Raw genomic sequence first — 21,928 nt, forward strand, 5'->3', positions numbered from 1 at the left:
TTTCGGCGCTTTCTGCTATCAGCGTGGCGAGGCACTGAGGACGACGGAATGAACATCGCGACGACGGTAATGGACGAGATCGATATCGAGGCTGAGGACGGCGCTGCTGCCGTGCATCCGATGTTTTCCGATGCGCCTCGATCCGTCTCCTTCAACAAGCTTCGCAAGCGCCTGCTGCGGCAGGTGCGTCAGGCCCTGGAGGATTTCCAGATGCTGAAGGGGCAGAAGCGCTGGCTTGTCGGCCTTTCCGGCGGCAAGGATTCCTACGGGCTGCTGTCGATCCTGCTCGATCTCAAATGGCGCGGCCTGTTGCCGGTGGAACTGATCGCCTGCAATCTCGATCAGGGCCAGCCGAACTTCCCGAAGCATGTCCTGCCGGACTATTTGACGAAGATCGGCGTCGCGCATCGCATCGAATATCGCGACACCTATTCCATCGTGAAGGAAAAGGTGCCGGAGGGTGCGACCTATTGTTCGCTCTGTTCGCGCCTGCGCCGCGGCAATCTCTATCGCATCGCGCGCGAAGAGGGTTGTGATGCATTGGTGCTCGGCCATCACCGCGAGGATATTCTCGAAACCTTCTTCATGAACTTCTTCCACGGCGGGCGCCTGGCCTCGATGCCGGCAAAGCTTCTCAATGATGAGGGCGATCTGATGCTGCTGCGCCCGCTCGCCTACGCCGCCGAAGACGACCTCGCCAAGTTCGCCGCCGCCATGCAGTTTCCGATCATTCCCTGTGATCTCTGCGGCTCGCAGGACGGGCTGCAGCGCAATGCGATGAAGGATATGCTCGCCGATATCGAGCGGCGCATGCCGGGCCGCAAGGATACGATGCTGCGGGCGCTGGCGCATGTGAATCCGTCGCATCTGCTCGATCCCAAGCTCTTCGATTTTGCGGGGCTGATGACTGGACAAACCGACGCCGATTAGGCGGTTTTGCCACACCAGCGTCATCGAATCGGTCATAAGAGGAGGCCTCTCCCAAGATAAAGGCCTTCCATGACTTTCTCCGATACAGACTTCGACCATCTGATGACGATCGTTGCCGAGGCGGCGGCGCGGGAAATCCTGCCGCGGTTCCGCAATCTGGGTGATGGCGACATATCGGAAAAGACGTCGGCCATCGATCTGGTGACTGAGGCAGATCTGCTGGCCGAGCAATACATCACTGCGGCGCTGAAGGCGCGCTTTCCCGGCGCTCTTATCGTCGGAGAAGAGGCCTATGAGGCCGACAAGTCCGTTGTGCCGGCACTGGCGCATGCGGATCTGGCCTTTACCATTGATCCGGTGGACGGCACATTCAATTTCGCGGCAGGGCTGCCGGTATTCGGCACGATCGTTGCTGTCGTCGCCAAGGGCGAGACGATCGCCAGCGTCATCTATGATCCGGTACTCGGTGACACCGTTACCGCCATGCGCGGTGCGGGCGCCTTTCTGCGTCGTGGCAAGGGGCAGGCGAGGCGTCTTTCGGTTGCCGCACCCGCTGCGCTGAGCGCCATGACCGGCGCAATATCCTGGGGGCATATGGATGAGCCGGAGAGGTCGCGTATCTGCGCCAATCTCGCCAAGACACGCATGACCTTCTCGCTCAATTGTTCCGCCTACGAATACTGGATGGTGGCATCGGGCAAATGGCATTTCATCGGCCATTCCAAGCTAATGCCCTGGGATCATCTTGCCGGCGTGCTGGCGCATCAGGAGGCCGGCGGCTATACGGCCAAATTCGATGGCACACCATACCGCCCTGGCGAGACCACCGGCGGCATTATTTCTGCGCCGGATGAGGATAGCTGGCAAATGATCCGCCGCGAGATCATCGGCGCCTGACAGGAAAGGACCATATCATGACATCGCCCGTTGACATCACCACCCTTGCTCATGTGTTGCGCCGCGCCGCGCAGATGGAGATCCTGCCGCGCTTCCGCAGACTTGGCAGCGGCGATGTTCGCGCCAAGAGCGAAGCGACCGATCTGGTGACCGAGGCTGACGAGCGTGCCGAGCGCATGGTGAAGGCCGAGGTGTCGCGGCTCTGGCCCGAGGCGCTCTTCATCGGCGAAGAATCTGTTGCCGCCGATCCCGCACTGCTCGACAAGCTGCCGGATGCGGATCTGGCCATCATCGTCGATCCTGTCGACGGCACGTTCAATTTCGCCTCGGGCATCCCCGCCTTCGGCGTTATGGCATCGGTGATCTCCAAGGGTCAAACGGTTGCCGGCATCATCTTCGATCCGATGGGCGACGACTGGGTGCTGGCGGAGCGCGGCAGCGGCGCATGGCTGCGTCGCCCCGACGGCGAGACGCTGCGCATGAGGGTGACGCAATCGGTCGCGCTGGAAGACATGGTCGGCATGGCATCGACCGGCTTCCTGCCGAAGGACAAGCGCGCGGAAGTCATGGGCAATCTCGCCAAGGTGCGCTACTCCACCAACTATCGCTGCGCGGCGCACGAGTATCGCACGCTTGCCGGCGGCCATGTCCACTATCTGATGTACAACAAGCTGATGCCCTGGGATCATCTCGCCGGCGCGCTGATCTCGCAGGAAGCGGGCGCTTATGTGCGTCGCTTCGACGGCTCGCCCTATCTGCCGCATCATCTCGACGGAGGCTTGCTCGTCGCGGTGGATAAGGATTCCTGGGAATTGCTGCGGCGTGAGGTTTTCACCGTCTAACAGGCCGCATCGAGCCGGATCGGATAGTCGGCGCGGCTACTTGGAAAGTCGCGTCGGGAAGGCTATCTTCGCCGCAACAGGCAAGGACTGCGATCGGCGCTTGCCGAGAGGATGAGGCAGATGTCCGAAACGAGCCGCAAGCTGACCACCATCTTCTGCGCAGACGTGCAAGACTATACGCGTCTTATGGGCAAGGATGAGGAGGGGACGCTTGCGACCCTTCGTCGTTATCGGGATGCCATGACGCGGCTCATTGAGGCGCATGGCGGCCGGGTGATCAATACCTGGGGCGACGGCGTTTTCGCCGAATTTCCGAGCGTTGTGGAAGCCGTACGGGCGGCAATCGACGTCCAGAACGAACTGGCCGGCTACAATGCCGCCATGGATACCGAAAGACAGATGCTCTTTCGCATCGGTCTCAACCTTGGCGATGTGATCGCTGACGGCAATGATCTCTACGGCGATGGAGTCAATATAGCCGCTCGGCTTCAGTCGCGCGCTGCGGCGGGCGGTATCGTCATCTCGAATACCGTCTACGACCAAGTGCGGAACAAGGTCGCGGTCGGCTTCGATTTTCTCGGTCAGCTCGAGGTCAAGAACATCGAAGGCGGCGTGCCGAGCTATGCGGTGCGGGTCGGCGGCGTGCAGGTCGTCGACACTTCAGTTGACGATCGCGCCAGACCGCAACCGGTTCGCATGCCCGAGGAAACAACGAAAGAACCCGTTTTATTGGATTGGCGGCGGAGCTATGGCGCGCTGTTCGTTGTCGCGGTCGGACTTGCCGCGCTGAACGCGTTGACATGGCATGGCGAGTTCTGGGCAAAGTGGCCCATACTCGCGCTTACCTGGGTTGGGGCGCTCCGTTTTGCGCGGAGCAACAAGCGGATCGACATCGTTATCGCCCGCATGATTGTCACCGGCATCGGCATCGTCGCGATCAACATTTTCACCTGGCAGGGCACACCCTGGGCGATGTGGCCACTCTTCGGACTTGCGATTGCCGCGGCGCTGCGTTGGGTCAGCCGTTCGCGCAGCGACGCGTAAGAGAGGTACGCCGTTCAGACGTGCCCCATGCCCGGCTCCAGTGCCGGCGTATCACCGGGATGGGTGAAGAGCTTGCCACGTTCGGCCCATAGCGTCGCGACGATCGTGAGCGCACCGAATATGGTAAAGCCAGCGATCATCGGCTGAGCGGTGCCATCGAACATCTGGCCGACGATGCCGCCGAGCAGAACGCCGACGGTGGTCGAGACCGAGCTGGTGATGGCAGCCGCGGTGCCCGCCAGGTGTCCCATTGGCTCGAGGCTGATGGCCATGAAGTTGGTGGTGATTACAGCGAACATCATCAGCATGATCGAGATCAGCACATAGATGAACGTGAAGCTTGGCTGACCGAACATGCCGACGACGTAGCCGACAGCGCCCAGGACGGTGAAAACGATCATGGCGGCGTGGGAAATGCGCCGCATGCCGAAGCTGCGCACGAAATAACCATTGGCGAACTGGGCCACTGCCGTGCCGGCTGCCGTCGCCGCAAAGGCGATCGGAAACGTGTCCCCGAGGCCGTAGACTTCACCGAATACCTGCTGCACCGAGACGATATAGGCGCAGATCACACCCGTGTAGAGCGTCAGGCCGATCATGTAGCCACAGGTGATGCGGTTGGTCAGAACCGTCTTGAAACCGGAGACGACCGAAGCGACCGAGAGCGGCAGGCGCTCTTCGGTCGGAAGCGTTTCCTTCATGCGGAAGAAAGCGACCAGGAAAAGACCGGCGCTGACTATGCCGATCAGGATGAAGATCCATTGCCAGTTGGAATAGGCAACGATCACCTGGCCGACGAAAGGTGCGACCATCGGCATGATCATGAAGACGATCATGACATAGGACATGACGCGCGCCATTTCACGACCGCCGAAGCAATCGCGGACGATTGCAAGCGTAGTGATGCGCACGGCTGCGGCGCCGACGCCCTGTGCGAAGCGCAGAGCGAGCAGCGCGAAGAGATTGCCGCTCCAGGCCGCCGCAAACAGTGTCACCGTATAAAAGGCCAGGCCTCCGAGCAGAATGCTACGGCGGCCATAGGTATCCGACAGGCTGCCGAAGAAGAGCTGGCAGATGCCGAAGCCGAGGAAGTAGACGCCGATGACCAGCTGCGTGTCATTGGGGTTGGCGACATTAAGGGATTGGCCGATGTTCGGAAGCGCCGGCAGCATGCTGTCGATGCCCATGGAAATGCTCGCCGTCATCAGCGCGATGATGATGATGAATTCGACGATGCCGAGGCCGATACGATTGGAGCCGGATTGCGCCGGCGTGTGTTCTTGAGGCGGGGTCATATGAATTTGCCTGTCAATGCAAAGCGAGGGATTGATCGGCCGGCGGTGGCGCATTGTGCGGACGGAAGAGGCGCCCCTTTTCGGCAATCAGCACAAACATCAAGCCGATCAGCGAGACGGTGAAGTAGCCGATGACCATCGGCGTTGCCGTGCCATTAAAATATTGGCCGATGCCGGCGCCGATCGATGCGCCGCCGACCGTGCTCATGAAACCGAGCACCGAGGAGGCAGTTCCGGCGACATGGCCGAGCGGCTCCATGGCGAGCGAGTTGAAATTGGAACCGATCCAACCGAACTGGAACATCGCCAGCGCGAAGAAGATCATGAACAGCGGGAAGGGCATCGGGGCAGGGCCGTTAAGCTGCACCATCAGCCAGACAAAGGTAATGAAGGAGAAGCCGAGCAAGGCCGCATGCGACAGCCGCCGCATGCCGAAACGGCCGACGAGCTGCGAGTTGATGAAGGATGACAGCGCCATGAAGAGCGCCACGCCACCAAAGGCGACGGGGGTGTAGACGCCAAGTCCGTAAATGCCGCTGTAGATCTGCTGGGCCGAATTGATGAAGCCGAACAGCGCGCCGAAGAGGAACGTGCTGGCGATGGTGTAACAGAGCGCGACGCGGTTCGTCAGGACCATGCTGAAGCCGGATGCAACCGACCTGACGGTTAGCGGGCGGATATTTTCGGGCTTCAGTGTTTCCGGAAGGCGGAAATACATCCAGAGACCGACCAGGGTCGCCATGGTGCCGATGAAGACGAAGATCATGTGCCAAGTGCTGATCAGCAGGATGATCTGGCCGCTTCCCGGCGCGATGACGGGAACGATCATGAAGACCATCATGATCAGCGACATCACCTCGGCCATCAGGCGGCCGCCGAAAACGTCGCGGACGATGGAAATGGTGATGACGCGCGTCGCTGCCGAACCCAGCCCCTGAATGAAGCGCAGGGCGAGCAGACCGGCGAAGGACGGAATAAGGGCAATGCCGAAAGCGGAGATGACATAGACGACAATGCCGATCAACAGGGGAATGCGGCGGCCGAAGCGATCCGACAACGGACCGTAGATAAGCTGCGCCGAGCCAAATCCGATCAGATAGGCTGTTACCACATATTGCCGATGGTTCTCGTTCTCGACACCGAGACTGGAGCCGATCTGCTGGAGAGCCGGAAGCATGATGTCGATGGCCAATGAATTGATCGCCATCAGGAAGGCCGCGAGTACGATGAACTCGCGTTTGCCCATGGGCAGTTGCCCATGGGACATAGCCTGGGATGTAGTCGTCACGGTTTTATTCCCATAAACATATCAAGGCGCTGCCCTGCAGCAGCGCCTTTCGATCGAAGTGAACTATGGAAACCGGACGAGAGCCCGGTGACCGGTCAGGAGGCGGCGCGAACGCTGATGCCGTTTTCCTGGAAGTGCTGCTGCAGCTCGCCCGCCTGGAACATTTCGCGCACGATATCACAGCCGCCGATGAATTCGCCCTTCACGTAGAGCTGCGGGATTGTGGGCCAGTTGGAGTATTCCTTGATGCCCTGACGAATCTCGGCATCAGCAAGGACATTGATGCCCTTATAATCGACGCCGATATAGTCGAGAATTTGGACTACCTGGCCCGAGAAGCCACATTGCGGGAACTGGGGCGTGCCCTTCATGAAGACAACAACATCGTTGTTCTTTACTTCATTGGCAATGAATTCGTGAATGCCGCTCATTTTCCAGTCCTTTCACATGCGGGGTCAAGGCCCACAGCGTTAAATCTCTTTCTTAAATAGCAAGCGACCGGCTCGATTTCCAGCCGCAAAACGTACCACGCGTCGTTTTCATCGCATGAATGGATTTTCGGCATCAGCGGTTAAGAAAGATGGCCGAATCCGTCGATTAGCTACTTTTCTTGAACAGTGCGTTTTGAAATAGCCCCTTCAACCTGAGAGCTGAACAACACACATAAAATCGAGGCAAGGGTTGATTAATATTAGGTTGCTATTAATTTTACATGCGACCGGTATGTTTGTTAGAGACAGTCGATTTATGCGGTTTGGCGCGTATCGGTCCTTTGCGAAGATTGCATTGCATATGAGGGAGCGGACACCATGAGCCATCATCATTATACCGAGGGCCAGGTTGGTGAGGAGCGAGAGTTTTACGGTACGGAAGAGACCAGCGACGGCGAGCGGGAATATTATGAGCATGTGCGCACGTCAAAAGCCTCGATATTGAACAGTGCCTTTACCGTCAGCGCCATCGTTTTGATTCTAAGCATCGCCTTCGGTTATCGCGCGTCGACCGCGCCGACGCCGCAACCGCCCGTGGCTTCGGTCATCGAAAAAATCATGACTGCGCCCCCCGCGGATCCGTGTTCTGACATCTCGCCCTATCCCGGCCGGGAATGCTGATCTGATTCGAGCTTTCAGCCTCAGACGACGGAAGTTTCACTCGTTGTAGCGGTGCGGCAAATGGATAGCTTTGCATTGCGCTGCCATGAAAAAGCCAGCAGGCCGTGGTCTTGGCGGTCGCTTACGTGTATCTGCCGCTGAAGCGCGTGCTGGGGACCAACGATAATATGGATAGCATCAAGAAGCGGGTGGTTCTCCACTTCCCTGGCTTTGAGCCGCTGGATGCGGCGGCGCATCGGGCGCGCTACGAGCGCTCGGCCAGGCAAAGCGCCGCCGTGTGGGATTATTCGGTCACCGTGGACGAGCTGAAGAGTTTCGGTAGGGCACCCTATTTCGATGTGACTGCCGAAGCTGCGGATTGGCGGACGCACAGCCGTGTCCATATTGTCGACCATAACGACCTGGTTGCGGCGTTGAACGGCAGGCCATTTTTCACGCGGCTGGCACAGGGCTATCTGGCGGCCGCAAGGGTTATCGTTTCCGGAGGGATGACAGGCTATTTCCGCCATGCATGGCGTTTCGGCCTGTTTTTCATATTTCCGTTTCTCCTCATGTTTGTCGGGCTGCTGCTCAGCCTGTCGATAGCATTCTTGCCGTTCATGCTGGGGCTGGCCGCCTGGAGTCATATCGGCAGCATCGCCTTGGCCGTCGCTTTCTTCGTCTATGCCTTTCTGCCGCAGGCCGAAAGGTTGCATACGCTGCATCTCTTCTCCGACTGGGAGATGGCCGTGGCGATGGCGGGGCTGAACGGAATCGGCAACGAGCAATGGCTGGAGACCTGCGCGATCAGCGTGCGCCAGGCGCTGGATGAGCCCGGCGTCGATGAATTCGTCATCTCCTCGCATAGCATGGGCTCATCCGTGGCGGCGCATGTGATCGGTCTCCTGCTCGAGCGGCAGCCTGAGGTTTTTCGTGACAAGCGCGTAGTGTTTGCGACCTTGGGGAGCGCCATCCTGCAATGCGCCCTCATGCGGTCGGCGGTCGTGCTGCGCTCACGCGTTGGCTTGCTTGCGCGCTGCAAGGAGATGTTCTGGGTGGATGTTCACTGTCTGACCGACGCGATCCATTTCTACAAGACAAAGGTCGTGGCGGTTTGCGGGCATGCCGATGACAAGCAGCCGGCGATCCTGTTCGTGCGTTTCAAGAAAATGCTGACAGCGCAGCACTACGCCAAGATCAAGCGCGATTTCCTGCGTGTCCATCGGCAATATGTGCTCGGGCCGGACGTGCGGGCATTCTTCGATTTTACGCTGATGACGGCTGGCCCGTTGCCAGCCTCCCGCTTTGCGGAGTTTTCGGCGAACAACATGCCGGAGTTGACGTTCAACTCCGGCAGCGAGTTGCAGGCAGCCTCAATCGGGCGCTGAGGTCTGCAGCGCCAGGGCATGCAGCACGCCGCCCATATTGCCCTTCAGGGCATCATAAACCATCTGGTGCTGCTGCACGCGGCTTTTGCCGCGAAAGGCTTCCGCGACAACTTCGGCGGCATAGTGATCGCCGTCTCCGGCCAGGTCGCGAATGGTCACCTTGGCTCCGGGAATGCCGGCCTTGATCATGTCTTCGATATCGCCGGGGTTCATTGGCATTGGTGGTGTACCTCGATCTATTCAGCGGCAGCGAGAGCGCTGCCATCCATGAAGGCAGGAAACCACGATTCATGCGCGTCGCGCAACTGCTCAACCGGAAGCGACAACAGGCCATCGATGACGAGCGCATCGCCGCCGACAGTGCCAAGACGACGGAACGGCACGCCGGCGCTTTCCGCATTGATGCAGACGAAATCGGCGACATCGGCCGGAACGGCGATGACGTAGCGGGCCTGATCCTCACCGAAAAGTGCCGCATGCGGTGGGGTCTTGCTTTCGGTCAGGTCGATGCGCAGCCCCTTGCGGGACGCGATGGCCATTTCGGCAAGGGCCAGCGCCAGGCCGCCCGATGAAATGTCATGGCAGGCCGTGACCTGGCCGTTGCGGATGGCCGAACGGATGAAATCGCCGTTGCGGCGCTCGGCGAAAAGATCGACTTCCGGAGCGGGGCCATCGGTCGAACCCAGAATATCGCGGAGATAGATCGAAGAGCCGAGATGGCTGCCGTCGAGGCCGATCATCAGGACGCTGTCGCCTTCGGAGGCGGCGCCAATGCGGGCCATCGTCTTCCAGTCCGGCAGCAGGCCGACGCCGGCAATGGTGGGGGTCGGCAGGATCCCGACGCCATTGGTTTCATTGTAGAGCGAAACGTTGCCCGAGACGATCGGGAAATCGAGCGCGCGGCAAGCTTCGCCGATGCCTTTGATCGCGCCGACGAACTGTCCCATGATCTCTGGCTTTTCCGGATTGCCGAAGTTCAGATTGTCGGTCGCTGCAAGCGGCTCAGCGCCGGTTGCCGTGATGTTGCGCCAGCATTCGGCGACGGCCTGCTTGCCGCCCTCGAACGGGTCGGCCTCGACATAACGGGGCGTGACGTCGGAGGAGAATGCCAGCGCCTTGGTCGGATGGCCTTCGACGCGCACGACGCCGGCGTCACCGCCCGGGAGCTGCAGCGAGTTGCCCTGAATCAGGGTATCGTATTGCTCGTAGACCCAGCGGCGGCTCGACTGATTGGCGGAGCCGACCAGCGACAGCAGAGCCTGGCCGTAATCTTCAGGAGCCGGTACCAGATCGGCGGGCAGGGCAGCGCGCTTGTCGGCTTCCCGCCATGGACGGTCGTATTCCGGAGCCTGATCGCCGAGATCCTTGATCGGCAGGTTGGCGACTTCTTCGCCCTGATGGATGACGCGGAAGCGCAGGTCATCCGTCGTCTTGCCGACTATGGCGAAATCCAGGCCCCATTTGACGAAGATCGCCTTGGCGACGGCTTCCTTTTCAGGCTGCAGCACCATGAGCATGCGCTCCTGGCTTTCCGACAGCATCATTTCATAGGCCGTCATCTGTTCTTCGCGCACCGGCACCTTATCGAGGTCGAGCTCGATGCCGAGATCGCCCTTGGCACCCATTTCGACGGCAGAGCAGGTGAGGCCGGCGGCCCCCATGTCCTGGATGGCGATGACGGCACCGGTCTGCATCAGCTCAAGGCAGGCTTCCAGCAGGCACTTTTCGGTGAAGGGGTCGCCGACCTGAACCGTCGGGCGCTTCTCTTCGATCGATTCGTCAAACTCGGCAGATGCCATCGTCGCGCCGCCGACGCCGTCGCGGCCGGTCTTGGCGCCGAGATAGACGACCGGCAGGCCGACGCCCTTGGCTTCCGACAAGAAAATGGCGTTCGATTTGGCCAGACCAGCCGCAAAGGCGTTAACCAGGATATTGCCGTTGTAGCGTGCATCGAATTCGACTTCGCCACCGACTGTCGGGACACCGAAGGAATTGCCGTAGCCGCCGACGCCGGAGACGACGCCGGAGACGAGATGGCGGGTCTTCGGATGATCCGGCTCGCCGAAACGCAGCGCGTTCATGGCGGCGATCGGGCGGGCGCCCATGGTGAAAACGTCGCGCAGGATGCCGCCGACGCCGGTCGCGGCACCCTGATAGGGCTCGATATAGGAGGGGTGGTTGTGGCTCTCCATCTTGAAGACGACGCAATCGCCGTCATCGATATCGACAACGCCCGCATTCTCGCCCGGGCCCTGGATGACGCGCGGACCCTTGGTCGGCAGAGTGCGGAGCCACTTCTTCGAGGATTTGTAGGAGCAATGCTCGTTCCACATGGCCGAGAAGATGCCGAGCTCTGTAAAGGAAGGCTCGCGGCCGATCAGATCCAGAATGCGCTGATATTCATCCGGCTTCAGGCCGTGGGCGGCAATCAGTTCGGGGGTGATCTGGATCGAATTTGAAATGGTCATGGGCGCTCGAGGGTCCTTGCCTGTAAGGGGTTTGAAGGCCGGTCAGGGGATCGAGGTCTCTTTAGCGCAAGTCAACCTGTCGTGCGACAGGAAAATCGCCGGCGTTCGCAGCACGCCGACATTGATAACAGGCAAGTCGTGAGCACGACCATTCGCGGCCGTTCTCGGATCGTCAGAATTTATAGCCAACCAAAACGCCGACACGCGTCATGCCGCCATTCGGACCGTCGCAGAGATTGGCGTGCGAGGAATGCGCGATCTGCGCCATCATATTCCAATGGTTGTCAAAATTGTAACCAATCCCGGCATATTCGTGGAAAAGCAGGCGACAACCAAGCAGCGGACCATGTTCGGTCCAATCATCGAGATTGCCTGAATGTACCGTTCCACCGAAGCCAGCTTCGGTGAAGATGCCGTTGCTATGCGTCAGCGTCCAGGAAAGACCAGCATAAACCTGGGTCGCCGAGCCGGCTGTGCCGATCGAGGTTCCCAAATGGATGCGCGGATGCGCCAACTGATCCTTCCAACCAGCGGTTGGATTGTAGCCGAACGGATTGAAGAGCATCTGCACATCCGGAAACACGCCGTTTTCGTGATCGTTTCCGCTCTGGATGGAGCCGCTTGCTCCGAAACGCAGTTCGTCGAAAATCTTAGGGCTGGCGGCGACGGGAACCGCATCTGCAGCGGTTGCAGCGGACTGACCCGCGATGAGTATGGAACTGATTGCCAGAAAACTCGTAACTAAACGCTTGCACAAATTGCCTGCTGAAACGCTGTCAATGGCCATGCACTCCCCCTAGTACGGCGGGCGAATCGTTTCACATACTTAAAATGGTAGCGTGCTAGGAGTCGAGAGAGAAGAGCCGGGATTTTGCAAGATCGCTGCCGATAAAAACGACGAGGCTTGCTTAAATGTGACTGTCGTAACCGGCCGAGCCGTTTTCCAGCAACCGCCGTAACGTCATGAAGCCGGCGGCGACATCTTCTCGTTGTCGCGGCGATGAGAATGCGACGCGAACGCGATGATAGACCTTCTCCATGCGCGCGGCCTTGAATTCATCCTCATCGTCGATGAGCACGCCCTCGGCGATGGCGGCATTCTTGAAAGTGCCTGATAGCCATGGTTCGGGCAGCTTCAGCCAGAGAAACGGCAGATGCGGATGCGAGTTGAACTCAAATCCTGACAGGGCGTCCCGCGCCAGTTGCTCGCGAGCCTTGATTTCCTCGACCGACCTGCGGCGCAGCTCCAGCGCGTGACCATCGAGCACGAGCCGGGCGCAGGTTTCCGCCAGGATGAAAGGCAGGCCGCCGGTCGTCATCTTGTGCGTGACCTTGATTCGCTGGGCGAAATGCGGCGGGCAGGCGACCCAGCCGCCACGCACGCCTGCTGTAACGGACTTCGACAGGCTGCTCACCACGAAGGTGCGTTCCGGCGCGATAGCCGCCATGAGCGGGTTCTGGTCGCCGGTCATGGCGCCATAGAGATCATCCTCGATCAGCCAGACGCTGTGGCGGCGTGCGATGGCGGCAATTGCGCGCCGGCGTGCTTCCGGCATCGTCACGAGCGTCGGATTGTGTGCCGTCGGCATCAGAAAGGCCAGACGTGGATGCTGCTGCTGGCACAGTCGCTCGAAATCGTCGGGGTTGATGCCGTGCTCATCGGAATCCACCAATACCGACCGGCGTCCGAGGAGGCGGGTGGCGCGGCTGATCTGCGTATAGGTCAGGTTCTCGAAGACGATCTTGTCGCCGGGCGAAGTGACGGCCGAGATGACGGCGATGGCGCCGGCATGAGCGCCCAGCGTCGGCACGACGGTCTCGATTGCCGGCTGCCAGCCGTTGCGGGCAAGCCAGATCTGTCCCGCCTCATACCAGCTTGTCGGGAAATTCCGCGAGTAGGAGGAGATCTCCGACTGGTGCTCGTTGCTGATATCCGCAAACAGTTTGCCGATGATCTCGCCCTGGCCGATATCGGGGGCGGCCGTCGTATCGAAGCGTATCCTGGCATCAGGCGTATTCAGGCCGCGGGTGCCGGCAAGCGCCTGCGTGATCGGATCCACCTGTTCGATCTGCTTGCCGTTCGAGCGCTCCAGCACATAGGTACCGCGGCCGACTTCGCCCGCCACCAGGCCGCGCTCATGCACGAGCGCGTAGGCCCGGCTCACGGTGCCGATGGTGACGCCGATATCATAGGCGAGGTTGCGTTGCGGCGGCAGCTTCGTGCCGGGCGGCAGAACGCCGTGGGTGATCGCGTTCTCGATGCTGTCGGCAACACGGATATAGACCGGCCCATTGCCGCTGGAAATGTCAGGGAGCCAATTTGTCATAATGACAATTTGCTATATTGCATCGCGCATGGAGTCAATACTAAGTGACAATTGTATCGTTTGGCTCGGTACCTCGAGAAATGTCACCATCAAGCGAGTATTGAAATGAGTACAATAGATACAATCCATCCTGCCCAAGCCAAGGATGCTTTCGCCGCGGGCCGGGACACGAGGGCAACGCAGCCAAAGTCGCGCGCGGCGCATCGGCTCTGGACGTCCTTTTTGCTGTGGATGCAGAAACGCGAAAGCCGCTGTGTCCTGCGGGAGCTGACGGATGATCAGCTACGCGATGTCGGGCTGACGCCAAGCGAGGCGAGGACCGAGGTCAGCAAGTCATTCTTCTGGGATTGAAATGGGATGGTGTTCGCGCCGGCCATGGCGGGACGTTTGCAGCTTAGCTCAGGCTCAGAATGGAATGGACGAAATCGGCGCGGTCCGCGACGCCGACTTTCGGCAGGATATGAATCTCATAGCCGAGTGCGGGATAATCGACGCTGAGCCGCTCGTATTCGGCAATCGCCTCGGACAGGTCATGTCTTCGTTCGCGGTCGCCGACGTATATTTCAGGCCAGGGCGGGGTGAGGAAGACATGCTTGTTGTAGCGGTGCAGCTGACCGTATGACGTCAAAGCGGGCTCACCCGTCAGATGCTCGAGGGCTGATGCAGCGTCGATCAATCCCCTGTCGAAGAACACGATACCTGGAAATGCTGCCGCTGCCTCGCGGTCGGCCAACGACATGTCGATTGCCCGGCGCACGAATGCCGTGGTGTCCACCCACGGCAGAGCCGAGCCGCCGCTGTTCAGCTCTTCCATAACGATGCGACGACCGGGCTCCTCGACCACGTGGTGTCCATGAAGCCTGAGCGCTTCGAGCAAGGTCGATTTACCGCCGCCCGAGCAGCCTGAAAGAATGACAAACCTGTCCATGACAATGATCCCTGGAGTTGAGGGTACGTCATGCGTCGGCTGCAGTGTCTGAGTGGAAGCGGAGCTTCTTCAGGCCATCGGCCTAACTGCAGTTCTTCGAACCCGCAGCCCAGCGATTGACGTCGCCCGTAATACGGCCGCCGGAAGCGCCGTTCATCATCGGACCGAAGGCCTGCAATTGGGCCGGGTTGCCTTCCGCTTGGACAACCAGAGACGGTCGGCCGGTCGGATGTTTCTTGTCGACAACGAGAATGCGCGGACGACCGGTAAAGGAATTGAGTTCCGGAGCGAGCTGATAACCGGCAAAGGCCGGATCGGCCGATTTGAACCAGCAGGCGTTCGAATTGATCATGACGCGCTCCATCGTCGACAGGGCGCTGTGATCGGTGGCGCTGATGCTCGGCGGACGCGGGCCGCACGAGGTGACCAGAAGCCCAAGCATCGTGATGGCAGCGGCGGAGTAAAGTCCTGTCAGGAGGCGAGGGCGCATCAATTTCTTTCCAACGAAGCGGTTAGGGCTGCTCTTTGCCCGAGGGTTGCCGGAGGCAACGATAACGACGTCCCTGCTGTTTGGCGCAAAGACGTCGATTTTAAGATTTCGGAGCCAAGCCCGACGATCTATCAGGCCGCGATCACGCCGAGTGCCGAGGCGAAGAGGCCGCGGCCGTCGTTGCCGCCATGCGCAGCCTCGATCAGGTTTTCCGGATGCGGCATCATGCCGAGCACATTGCCCTTGGCATTCATGACGCCGGCGATGTCGTTGACAGAGCCGTTGGGGTTCGTGCCTTCGGCATAACGGAAGACCACCTGGCCGTTGCCTTCGATCGCTGCCAGCGTCTCGGGATCGGCGAAATAGTTGCCGTCGTGATGCGCCACGGGGCTGCGGATGATCTGGCCCTTGGCGTAGGCGCTGGTGAACTCCGTGTCGGCATTGACGACTTCGAGTTTCACTTCGCGGCAGACGAATTTCAGCGAGGCGTTGCGCATCAGCGCGCCGGGCAGCATGCCGGCTTCCAGCAGGATCTGGAAACCGTTGCAGACGCCGAGAACCTTGACGCCCTTGTCGGCCTTATCCTTGATCGCCTGCATGATCGGCATGCGGGCTGCGATCGCGCCGCAGCGCAGATAATCGCCGTAGGAGAAGCCGCCGGGAATGACGATCAGATCGACGTCCGGGATGTCGGTTTCGGTCTGCCAGACAGTTACAGGCGCATGGCCGGAAATCTTGGTCAGCGCCGCGATCATGTCGCGATCGCGATTGAGGCCTGGAAGTTGGACGACTGCTGATTTCATGATGCTGGTCCCGCAAGAGGCTAGGGGTAATCGCTGGAATGTGCTTCGTGAGCCATACTCCATTGCCTGCTGCAAAGGAAGAATGGCCGGCGGAAGACGACAATCAGTCGATCGAAATGCTGAAGTTCTCGATCACCGTGTTGGCGAGGAGCTTTTCGCACATGGCTTTGAGATCCGCCTCGGCCTTGCTCTTGTCGGTGCCTTCGAGTTCGAGGTCGAATACCTTGCCCTGGCGAACCTGATGGACGCCGTCAAAGCCGAGCGCCCCGAGCGCTCCTTCGATTGCCTTGCCCTGCGGATCGAGAACGCCGTTCTTCAGCGTGACGGTTACACGAGCCTTGATCACGATTGTCCTTCCTGAACTTACTTGACGAGAACCGGGCCGGTGCCGCGCACGGGTTCGTTTTCATTGATGATGCCGAGGCGGCGGGCTACTTCGGAATAGGCTTCCAGCAGTCCGCCCATGTCGCGACGGAAACGGTCCTTGTCCATCTTCTCGCGGGTTTCGATGTCCCAGAGACGGCAGGAATCGGGCGAGATTTCGTCGGCAAGGATGATGCGCATCATGTCGCCTTCGAACAGGCGACCGCATTCGATCTTGAAATCGACGAGCTGGATGCCGACGCCGAGGAACAGGCCGGTCATGAAGTCGTTGACGCGGATCGCGAGCGCCATGATGTCGTCGAGCTCGGCGGGATTGGCCCAGCCGAACGCGGTGATATGCTCCTCGGAGACCATCGGGTCCTCGAGCGCATCGGACTTGTAGTAGAATTCGATGATCGAACGCGGCAGGACCACACCTTCCTCGATGCCGAGGCGCTTGGAGAGCGAGCCGGCGGCGACGTTGCGCACGACGATCTCGAGCGGGATCATCTCCACTTCCTTGATCAGCTGCTCACGCATGTTGAGACGGCGGATGAAATGGGTGGGAATGCCGATCTTGTTCAGATGGCTGAAAATATATTCGCAGATGCGATTGTTCAGAACGCCCTTGCCATCGATGACTTCGTGTTTTTTCTTGTTGAAGGCGGTGGCATCGTCCTTAAAGAACTGGATCAGCGTGCCCGGCTCAGGTCCTTCATAAAGGATCTTAGCCTTGCCCTCGTAGATACGGCGGCGACGGTTCATTGGTATTGTTCTCTGTCTTTGGCGCTCACGGGACAGCGCAAGTGGATCGTATGTGGGCGTCCCCATAACGGATAAGAAGCGAATTCACAATCCGCCAGCGCCTCCTTACCTCGGAATTCCGGCCTTGGCGGGGCGCCAATGCGAGAATCGGGATCCTGTCATGCCCAGTATTACAGGCTTTTATCTGACGATGGAATGAAGGTGGCCGGTACTTCACAGGCTAGTGAGCCGCGGCGTATCCATCCCAAGTCCGCCTTTATTGTATCACGACTTCAGTTGGCTGAGGAATTTGGCAAAGACCATCGTGCCTTCGGGCCAGGGGCCGTGACCGGAATCGCTGTTGATGTGACCGGCCTCGCCGGCGTCGATCAGAAGGGAACCCCAGCTGCTGGCGACATCGTCGGCGTGCTCATAGCTGCCGAAGGGGTCGTTGCGGCTTGCGATCGTGACTGACGGAAACGGCAGCGGATCGCGCGGATAGGGGCCGAACGTCATCAGATGTTTCGGGCGAATGCCGGGATTGGCGACATCGGGCGGTGCGACGAAGAAGGCGCCGGCGACCTTGTTGCGAAAATGCGGGATCGCATGGATCACCGAGGGAACGCCGAGCGAATGCGCCACGAGCACGACAGGCCGCTCGGAAGCATTCACCTCTTCGGCAATGCGGGCGATCCAGTCATCGCGAACGGGCTTGGACCATTCGGCCTGCTCCACGCGCCGCGCCGTGGAGAGCTTCTGCTCCCAGCGCGTCTGCCAGTGATCCGGGCCGGAATTCGTGTAACCCGGGATGATGAGAATATCTGCGTCGGAGACTTTCATGATGCGCCGATGTGGAAAAGGTGAACCCAACTGTCAAGGGAAAAAGGCGACAAATGCGGCAAAATTTGCTAGTATGGCCGCTGCCGGTAGCGAATGAAGATGTCGGCGTCTGTTTTGCCGCCACTTTTGCACCGCCTGCCGCGCACCACGGTTGAGGAGGAGAGCATTATGTCGGCCTTTCACGTCATGGCAGGAGCGGACCACACATTTACGCGTCCCGCCATCCGTAAGATCGGTATCGCCGACCTCGTCGACGCCCTTAAGTTGGGGCTTGACGATTTCAGCGAGAAGCCATCGCATTACGTCTTCTTGTGCCTGATGTATCCGATTGCCGGCATTGCTCTGGCGATCTGGAGTTCCGGACAGAATTTGCTGCCGCTGCTGTTTCCGCTGATGTCCGGCTTCGCCTTGCTCGGCCCCCTGGCGGCGATCGGTCTCTACGAAATCAGTCGACGGCGCGAAAAGGGCCAGGATACGTCGTGGAGCCATGCTTTCGACGTGCGCTTTTCACCGGCGCTGCCGTCGATCATCGTCGCCGGCCTCATGCTGTTCGGCATATTCATCGTCTGGCTGTTCGCGGCGCAGAATATCTACTTCATCTATTTCGGCGATGGTGCACCGCCCACGCTCTGGTCCTTCGTCTCAAACATTTTGAGGACCCCCGAGGGCAGGGCGATGATGTTCTGGGGCGATCTCATCGGCTTCGTCTTCGCGCTCGTCGTGCTGGCGACCACGGTCGTCACCTTTCCGCTGTTGCTCGACCGTGACGTGGGCGTGGTGGCAGCGGTCGATGCCAGTATTCGGGCGACGCTGATCAACCCGGTGCCCGTGGCAGTCTGGGGCCTGATCGTCGCAGCACTTCTCGTCGTCGGCACGATCCCGATCTTTGCAGGCCTTGCCGTGGTCATGCCCATACTCGGCCACGCATCCTGGCATCTCTATCGCAAGCTGGTGGTGGTTCAGGACTAAAAGTCCGGCCTTTCAGCGGTTCTTCGCAATCGTTGGAACCGCAATAGGATTTCCACGTTGATCCGCATCATCAAGGAGATGCGGATCATGGCTTGGCTTGCGCACATCTTCACCCGCTTTGCGGTTAAGGTTTCGGAATGGACGGGAAAGCCGGCCATCTTCGTCCTGGCGCTGTTCTCCATTATCTTATGGGGCGCTACCGGTCCGATCTTCGGCTACTCCGATACCTGGCAGCTGGTCATCAACACCAGCACGACCATCGTAACCTTCCTGATGGTGTTCCTGCTGCAGAACGCGCAGACGCGTGATACGCGGGCCATTCAGGCCAAGCTCAATGAGTTGATCCTCACCAGCGCGGCTGAAAACCGCTTCATCGGCATTGAAAACCTCGACGAAGAGGATCTGAAGCATCTAGACAGGCTGGTGGGGAAGGCTGCCAAGCGTAGCGAAAATCAGCACAACGGCAATGTGGGCGAAAGCGTCGAACGCGATCGCGCAATCGTCGCCAAATCCGCGAACAAAAGAAAAAAGCGGCGCGTCAGCCGCACCGCCTCTACTCGCAATCAGGCCGGCCCGGCCAAGTCTTAGCCGAAAACCCGCTTGAAGATGGTGTCCACGTGCTTGGTGTGATAGCCAAGATCGAATTTCTCGCGGATATCCGCTTCGGAAAGCGCTGCACGGACTTCCTGGTCGGCCAGCAACTCCTCAAGGAAATCCTTGCCTTCCTCCCAAACCTTCATCGCATTGCGCTGAACGAGACGATAGGAATCCTCGCGGGAAACGCCGGCCTGGGTCAGTGCCAGCAGCACGCGCTGTGAATGAACAAGTCCGCGGAACTTGTTCAAATTACTCATCATATTTTCCGGATAGACGAGGAGCTTGTCGATGACGCTCGTCATGCGGGCGAGCGCGAAATCGAGCGTGACGGTCGCATCCGGGCCGATCATGCGTTCCACCGAGGAATGCGAGATATCGCGCTCGTGCCAAAGTGCCACGTTCTCCATGGCCGGCATGGCGTAAGAGCGGACCATGCGGGCAAGGCCGGTCAGATTTTCGGTCAGCACCGGGTTGCGCTTATGCGGCATGGCCGAAGAGCCCTTCTGGCCCGGCGAGAAATATTCCTCGGCTTCGAGGACTTCGGTGCGCTGCAGGTGGCGGATTTCGGTTGAAAGGCGCTCGATCGAAGAGGCGACGACGCCGAGGGTGGCGAAGAACATCGCATGACGGTCGCGCGGGATGACCTGCGTGGAGACCGGCTCCGGCTTCAGGCCGAGCGCGGCGGCGACATGTTCCTCGACGCGGGGGTCGATATTGGCGAAGGTGCCGACGGCGCCCGAAATCGCGCAGGTCGCGACTTCCTCGCGGGCGGCGATCAGACGCTGCTTGCAGCGCTCGAATTCAGCATAGGCAAGCGCCAGCTTGACGCCGAAGGTTGTGGGCTCGGCATGGATGCCGTGCGAGCGGCCGATGGTGACCGTGTCCTTGTGTTCGAAGGCGCGACGCTTCAGGGCTTCCAGAAGCTTGTCGATATCGGCCAGCAGCAGATCGCTGGCGCGTACGAGCTGGACGTTGAAGCAGGTATCGAGCACGTCGGAGGAGGTCATGCCCTGGTGCACGAAACGCGCATCCGGACCGACGATTTCGGCGAGATGCGTCAGGAAGGCGATGACGTCATGCTTGGTGACGGCTTCGATCTCGTCGATGCGGTCGACGTCGAAGGTCGCCTGGCCGCCCTTTTCCCAGATGGTCTCGGCGGCCGACTTCGGAATGACGCCGAGAGCGGCCAGCGCGTCACAGGCATGCGCCTCGATCTCGAACCAGATACGGAACTTGGTTTCGGGCGACCAGATGGCGACCATTTCCGGTCGGGAGTAGCGCGGGATCATGGGCTCAAAGCTTTCTTGGCTAACGGGAAAGGAAACCTCGGCGCCCCCATAACAAAGACGGGCGGCAATCACAATGTTTGTCCGACCGATCTTTCATCCGGCTCAACGCTCATATCGCGCGAGATAAGCGGAGGTGGCGATCAGGCAGAGCAAACCGAACGGCATGAACAAGGTAACGCCGAGAACGGCGAATTGGTAGACGGCGCTGGCGCCGGTGAACAGGAATTGAAATGTCCAGATCAGCGAACCGAACGGCGCATGCCAGCGCGCATAGAACCAGCGATAGTCCATGGCGAACAGAAATGCCGTCATCGCCGTGGTGCCAAGCGACAGCGCCAGGAAAAACGCCGCGAAACGCGCGCTCGGCGGTCGACTGCTGGCAACGCGCCGTGCCAGCGGCACCATGATAGGCCAGGAGAGCGCGCCGCCGAGGAAATAGACAAGGGCAAGGGCGGTCAGGTGGCTCGTCAGAAGGCCGTTGCGCAGGTAGAGAGCGGCAAGTGCCGAGGCGGCCATAACCACGCCCCAGCTGATCGAGCCACCAAACAGTTCGAGGCAATGCGAAGCGGCGGTCCGCGTTCGGTCCGCCGCGATGATGGTGCTGGTCGGATTAGTTTGATCCAACGCGACCTCGTTCAGCCGCCGCCCTCAGATCACCAATCGTCTGCTTGTAGGCATCGACCGATTCGCCCTTGAAGATTGCCGAACCGGCTACAAGGACATTGGCGCCTGAAGCGATGATGAGGCCGGCTGTCTCCGTGGAGACGCCGCCGTCAACCTCCAGCTCGATCGGCCGGTCACCGATCAGAGACTTGGCGTTGCGAATCTTGTCGGCCATGGCCGGGATGAATTTCTGGCCGCCGAAACCCGGATTGACCGACATGATCAGGATCAGGTCGATATCGTCGAGCACGTTTTCCAGGATCGAGAGCGGCGTTGCCGGATTGAGGGTGACGCCGACCTTCTTGCCGAGATGCCGGATCGTCTGCAGCGAACGATGCAGATGGACGCCCGCTTCGGCATGCACGGTGATGCGGTCGCAGCCCGCCTTGGCGAAGGCTTCGAGATAGGGATCGGCCGGCGAGATCATCAGATGGCAGTCGAAGGTGGCGGTCGTATAGGGGCGCAGGGCCTTGATGACATCAGGGCCGAAGGAGATGTTCGGCACGAAATGCCCATCCATGACATCCAGATGGATCCAGTCGGCTCCGGCTTCGGTCACATCCTTCACTTCCTGGCCGAGCTTGGCAAAATCGGCTGCAAGAATGGAAGGGGCAATGCGGATCGGCAAAGTCATGGGAAAGCTGAGCTCCATCTGATTTTTCGGTCTGGATT

Annotated in this window: 25 protein-coding genes; 9 read left to right on the forward strand and 16 right to left on the reverse strand. The window is 59.8% G+C overall.

Features of this window, described 5'->3' with window-relative positions; translation table 11 throughout:
• The first annotated feature begins 48 nt into the window (after positions 1-48).
• From ttcA to FHT28_RS23220, 4 genes are all read left to right on the forward strand, one after another.
• Positions 49-930: a tRNA 2-thiocytidine(32) synthetase TtcA gene (gene ttcA / locus FHT28_RS23205; RefSeq protein WP_047556605.1), complete on the forward strand. Its 882-nt coding sequence runs from the start codon at positions 49-51 to the stop codon at positions 928-930.
• 69 nt (positions 931-999) lie between these two features.
• Entirely contained in the window at positions 1,000-1,827 is an 828-nt protein-coding gene (locus FHT28_RS23210) for an inositol monophosphatase family protein (RefSeq protein WP_047556607.1), read from the forward strand.
• A 17-nt stretch (positions 1,828-1,844) separates the two neighbouring features.
• Positions 1,845-2,669, forward strand: a complete 825-nt coding sequence (locus FHT28_RS23215; RefSeq protein WP_037202364.1) for an inositol monophosphatase family protein — start codon at positions 1,845-1,847, stop codon at positions 2,667-2,669.
• A 120-nt stretch (positions 2,670-2,789) separates the two neighbouring features.
• A complete protein-coding gene (locus FHT28_RS23220; protein ID WP_092573792.1) occupies positions 2,790-3,713 on the forward strand; it encodes an adenylate/guanylate cyclase domain-containing protein in 924 nt (307 codons plus the stop codon).
• A gap of 14 nt (positions 3,714-3,727) precedes the next feature.
• Here FHT28_RS23220 and FHT28_RS23225 read toward each other — a convergent pair whose 3' ends face one another.
• The 3 genes from FHT28_RS23225 to grxD all read right to left on the reverse strand — a co-directional run bounded on the left by FHT28_RS23225 (position 3,728) and on the right by grxD (position 6,727).
• Entirely contained in the window at positions 3,728-5,008 is a 1,281-nt protein-coding gene (locus FHT28_RS23225) for a multidrug effflux MFS transporter (RefSeq protein ID WP_047556609.1), read from the reverse strand.
• A gap of 13 nt (positions 5,009-5,021) precedes the next feature.
• Positions 5,022-6,254, reverse strand: a complete 1,233-nt coding sequence (locus tag FHT28_RS23230) for a multidrug effflux MFS transporter (protein WP_092573791.1) — start codon at positions 6,252-6,254, stop codon at positions 5,022-5,024.
• Between the two features lie 137 nt (positions 6,255-6,391).
• Positions 6,392-6,727 carry a Grx4 family monothiol glutaredoxin gene (gene grxD, locus FHT28_RS23235; protein WP_034504827.1) on the reverse strand — a complete coding sequence of 112 codons (336 nt, stop codon included), beginning with the start codon at positions 6,725-6,727 and terminating at the stop codon, positions 6,392-6,394.
• Between the two features lie 378 nt (positions 6,728-7,105).
• Here grxD and FHT28_RS23240 point away from each other — a divergent pair, with 378 nt between their 5' ends.
• Together FHT28_RS23240 and FHT28_RS23245 are read left to right on the forward strand one after the other, a co-directional pair.
• Positions 7,106-7,408, forward strand: coding sequence for a hypothetical protein (locus FHT28_RS23240; RefSeq protein WP_037202359.1), 303 nt, complete (start codon positions 7,106-7,108; stop codon positions 7,406-7,408).
• Between the two features lie 167 nt (positions 7,409-7,575).
• Positions 7,576-8,775: a hypothetical protein gene (locus tag FHT28_RS23245; protein WP_168597530.1), complete on the forward strand. Its 1,200-nt coding sequence runs from the start codon at positions 7,576-7,578 to the stop codon at positions 8,773-8,775.
• On the opposite strand, the gene FHT28_RS23250 is transcribed toward FHT28_RS23245, so the two are convergent.
• The 4 genes from FHT28_RS23250 to FHT28_RS23265 form a co-directional block, all read right to left on the reverse strand.
• On the reverse strand, positions 8,761-8,994 hold the full coding sequence (locus tag FHT28_RS23250) for a BolA family transcriptional regulator (protein ID WP_004108912.1): 234 nt from the start codon (positions 8,992-8,994) through the stop codon (positions 8,761-8,763). The genes FHT28_RS23245 and FHT28_RS23250 overlap by 15 nt on opposite strands.
• 17 nt (positions 8,995-9,011) lie before the next feature.
• A complete protein-coding gene (gene purL / locus FHT28_RS23255) occupies positions 9,012-11,243 on the reverse strand; it encodes a phosphoribosylformylglycinamidine synthase subunit PurL (protein WP_092573790.1) in 2,232 nt (743 codons plus the stop codon).
• A 172-nt stretch (positions 11,244-11,415) separates the two neighbouring features.
• Positions 11,416-12,030 (reverse strand): acyloxyacyl hydrolase, encoded by a 615-nt coding sequence (locus FHT28_RS23260; RefSeq protein WP_210255836.1) that lies wholly within the window; start codon positions 12,028-12,030, stop codon positions 11,416-11,418.
• A gap of 121 nt (positions 12,031-12,151) precedes the next feature.
• Positions 12,152-13,570, reverse strand: coding sequence for a PLP-dependent aminotransferase family protein (locus FHT28_RS23265; RefSeq protein ID WP_037202355.1), 1,419 nt, complete (start codon positions 13,568-13,570; stop codon positions 12,152-12,154).
• 105 nt (positions 13,571-13,675) lie between these two features.
• Here FHT28_RS23265 and FHT28_RS23270 point away from each other — a divergent pair, with 105 nt between their 5' ends.
• A complete protein-coding gene (locus tag FHT28_RS23270; protein ID WP_168597477.1) occupies positions 13,676-13,921 on the forward strand; it encodes a DUF1127 domain-containing protein in 246 nt (81 codons plus the stop codon).
• A gap of 43 nt (positions 13,922-13,964) precedes the next feature.
• Here FHT28_RS23270 and FHT28_RS23275 read toward each other — a convergent pair whose 3' ends face one another.
• The 6 genes from FHT28_RS23275 to FHT28_RS23300 form a co-directional block, all read right to left on the reverse strand.
• Positions 13,965-14,498 (reverse strand): AAA family ATPase, encoded by a 534-nt coding sequence (locus tag FHT28_RS23275; protein ID WP_168597478.1) that lies wholly within the window; start codon positions 14,496-14,498, stop codon positions 13,965-13,967.
• An 82-nt stretch (positions 14,499-14,580) separates the two neighbouring features.
• Positions 14,581-14,988 (reverse strand): hypothetical protein, encoded by a 408-nt coding sequence (locus FHT28_RS23280; protein ID WP_037202352.1) that lies wholly within the window; start codon positions 14,986-14,988, stop codon positions 14,581-14,583.
• A 131-nt stretch (positions 14,989-15,119) separates the two neighbouring features.
• On the reverse strand, positions 15,120-15,791 hold the full coding sequence (purQ, locus tag FHT28_RS23285) for a phosphoribosylformylglycinamidine synthase subunit PurQ (protein ID WP_037202351.1): 672 nt from the start codon (positions 15,789-15,791) through the stop codon (positions 15,120-15,122).
• A gap of 103 nt (positions 15,792-15,894) precedes the next feature.
• Entirely contained in the window at positions 15,895-16,137 is a 243-nt protein-coding gene (gene purS, locus FHT28_RS23290) for a phosphoribosylformylglycinamidine synthase subunit PurS (protein WP_037202350.1), read from the reverse strand.
• Positions 16,138-16,154: 17 nt separating this feature from the next.
• Entirely contained in the window at positions 16,155-16,919 is a 765-nt protein-coding gene (gene purC, locus FHT28_RS23295; protein WP_034504846.1) for a phosphoribosylaminoimidazolesuccinocarboxamide synthase, read from the reverse strand.
• Positions 16,920-17,183: 264 nt separating this feature from the next.
• Positions 17,184-17,738: an alpha/beta hydrolase gene (locus tag FHT28_RS23300; RefSeq protein WP_037202349.1), complete on the reverse strand. Its 555-nt coding sequence runs from the start codon at positions 17,736-17,738 to the stop codon at positions 17,184-17,186.
• A 168-nt stretch (positions 17,739-17,906) separates the two neighbouring features.
• Between FHT28_RS23300 and FHT28_RS23305 the strand changes: the two genes are divergently transcribed.
• Together FHT28_RS23305 and FHT28_RS23310 are read left to right on the forward strand one after the other, a co-directional pair.
• Positions 17,907-18,707, forward strand: coding sequence for a DUF2189 domain-containing protein (locus tag FHT28_RS23305; protein ID WP_037202837.1), 801 nt, complete (start codon positions 17,907-17,909; stop codon positions 18,705-18,707).
• A gap of 87 nt (positions 18,708-18,794) precedes the next feature.
• The gene (locus FHT28_RS23310; protein ID WP_037202835.1) at positions 18,795-19,295 is read left to right on the forward strand and encodes a low affinity iron permease family protein; all 501 of its coding nucleotides are present in this window, start codon (positions 18,795-18,797) and stop codon (positions 19,293-19,295) included.
• On the opposite strand, the gene purB is transcribed toward FHT28_RS23310, so the two are convergent.
• The 3 genes from purB to rpe form a co-directional block, all read right to left on the reverse strand.
• On the reverse strand, positions 19,292-20,593 hold the full coding sequence (gene purB, locus FHT28_RS23315; RefSeq protein ID WP_168597479.1) for an adenylosuccinate lyase: 1,302 nt from the start codon (positions 20,591-20,593) through the stop codon (positions 19,292-19,294). The genes FHT28_RS23310 and purB overlap by 4 nt on opposite strands.
• A 102-nt stretch (positions 20,594-20,695) precedes the next feature.
• Complete coding sequence (locus FHT28_RS23320) at positions 20,696-21,109, reverse strand: hypothetical protein (RefSeq protein WP_246704929.1); 414 nt, start codon at positions 21,107-21,109, stop codon at positions 20,696-20,698.
• Between the two features lie 94 nt (positions 21,110-21,203).
• The gene (gene rpe, locus FHT28_RS23325) at positions 21,204-21,890 is read right to left on the reverse strand and encodes a ribulose-phosphate 3-epimerase (RefSeq protein WP_037202347.1); all 687 of its coding nucleotides are present in this window, start codon (positions 21,888-21,890) and stop codon (positions 21,204-21,206) included.
• Between the last annotated feature and the right edge of the window lie 38 nt (positions 21,891-21,928).

The organism is Rhizobium sp. SG570 (assembly GCF_012275345.1).
GTDB lineage: Bacteria > Pseudomonadota > Alphaproteobacteria > Rhizobiales > Rhizobiaceae > Rhizobium > Rhizobium lusitanum.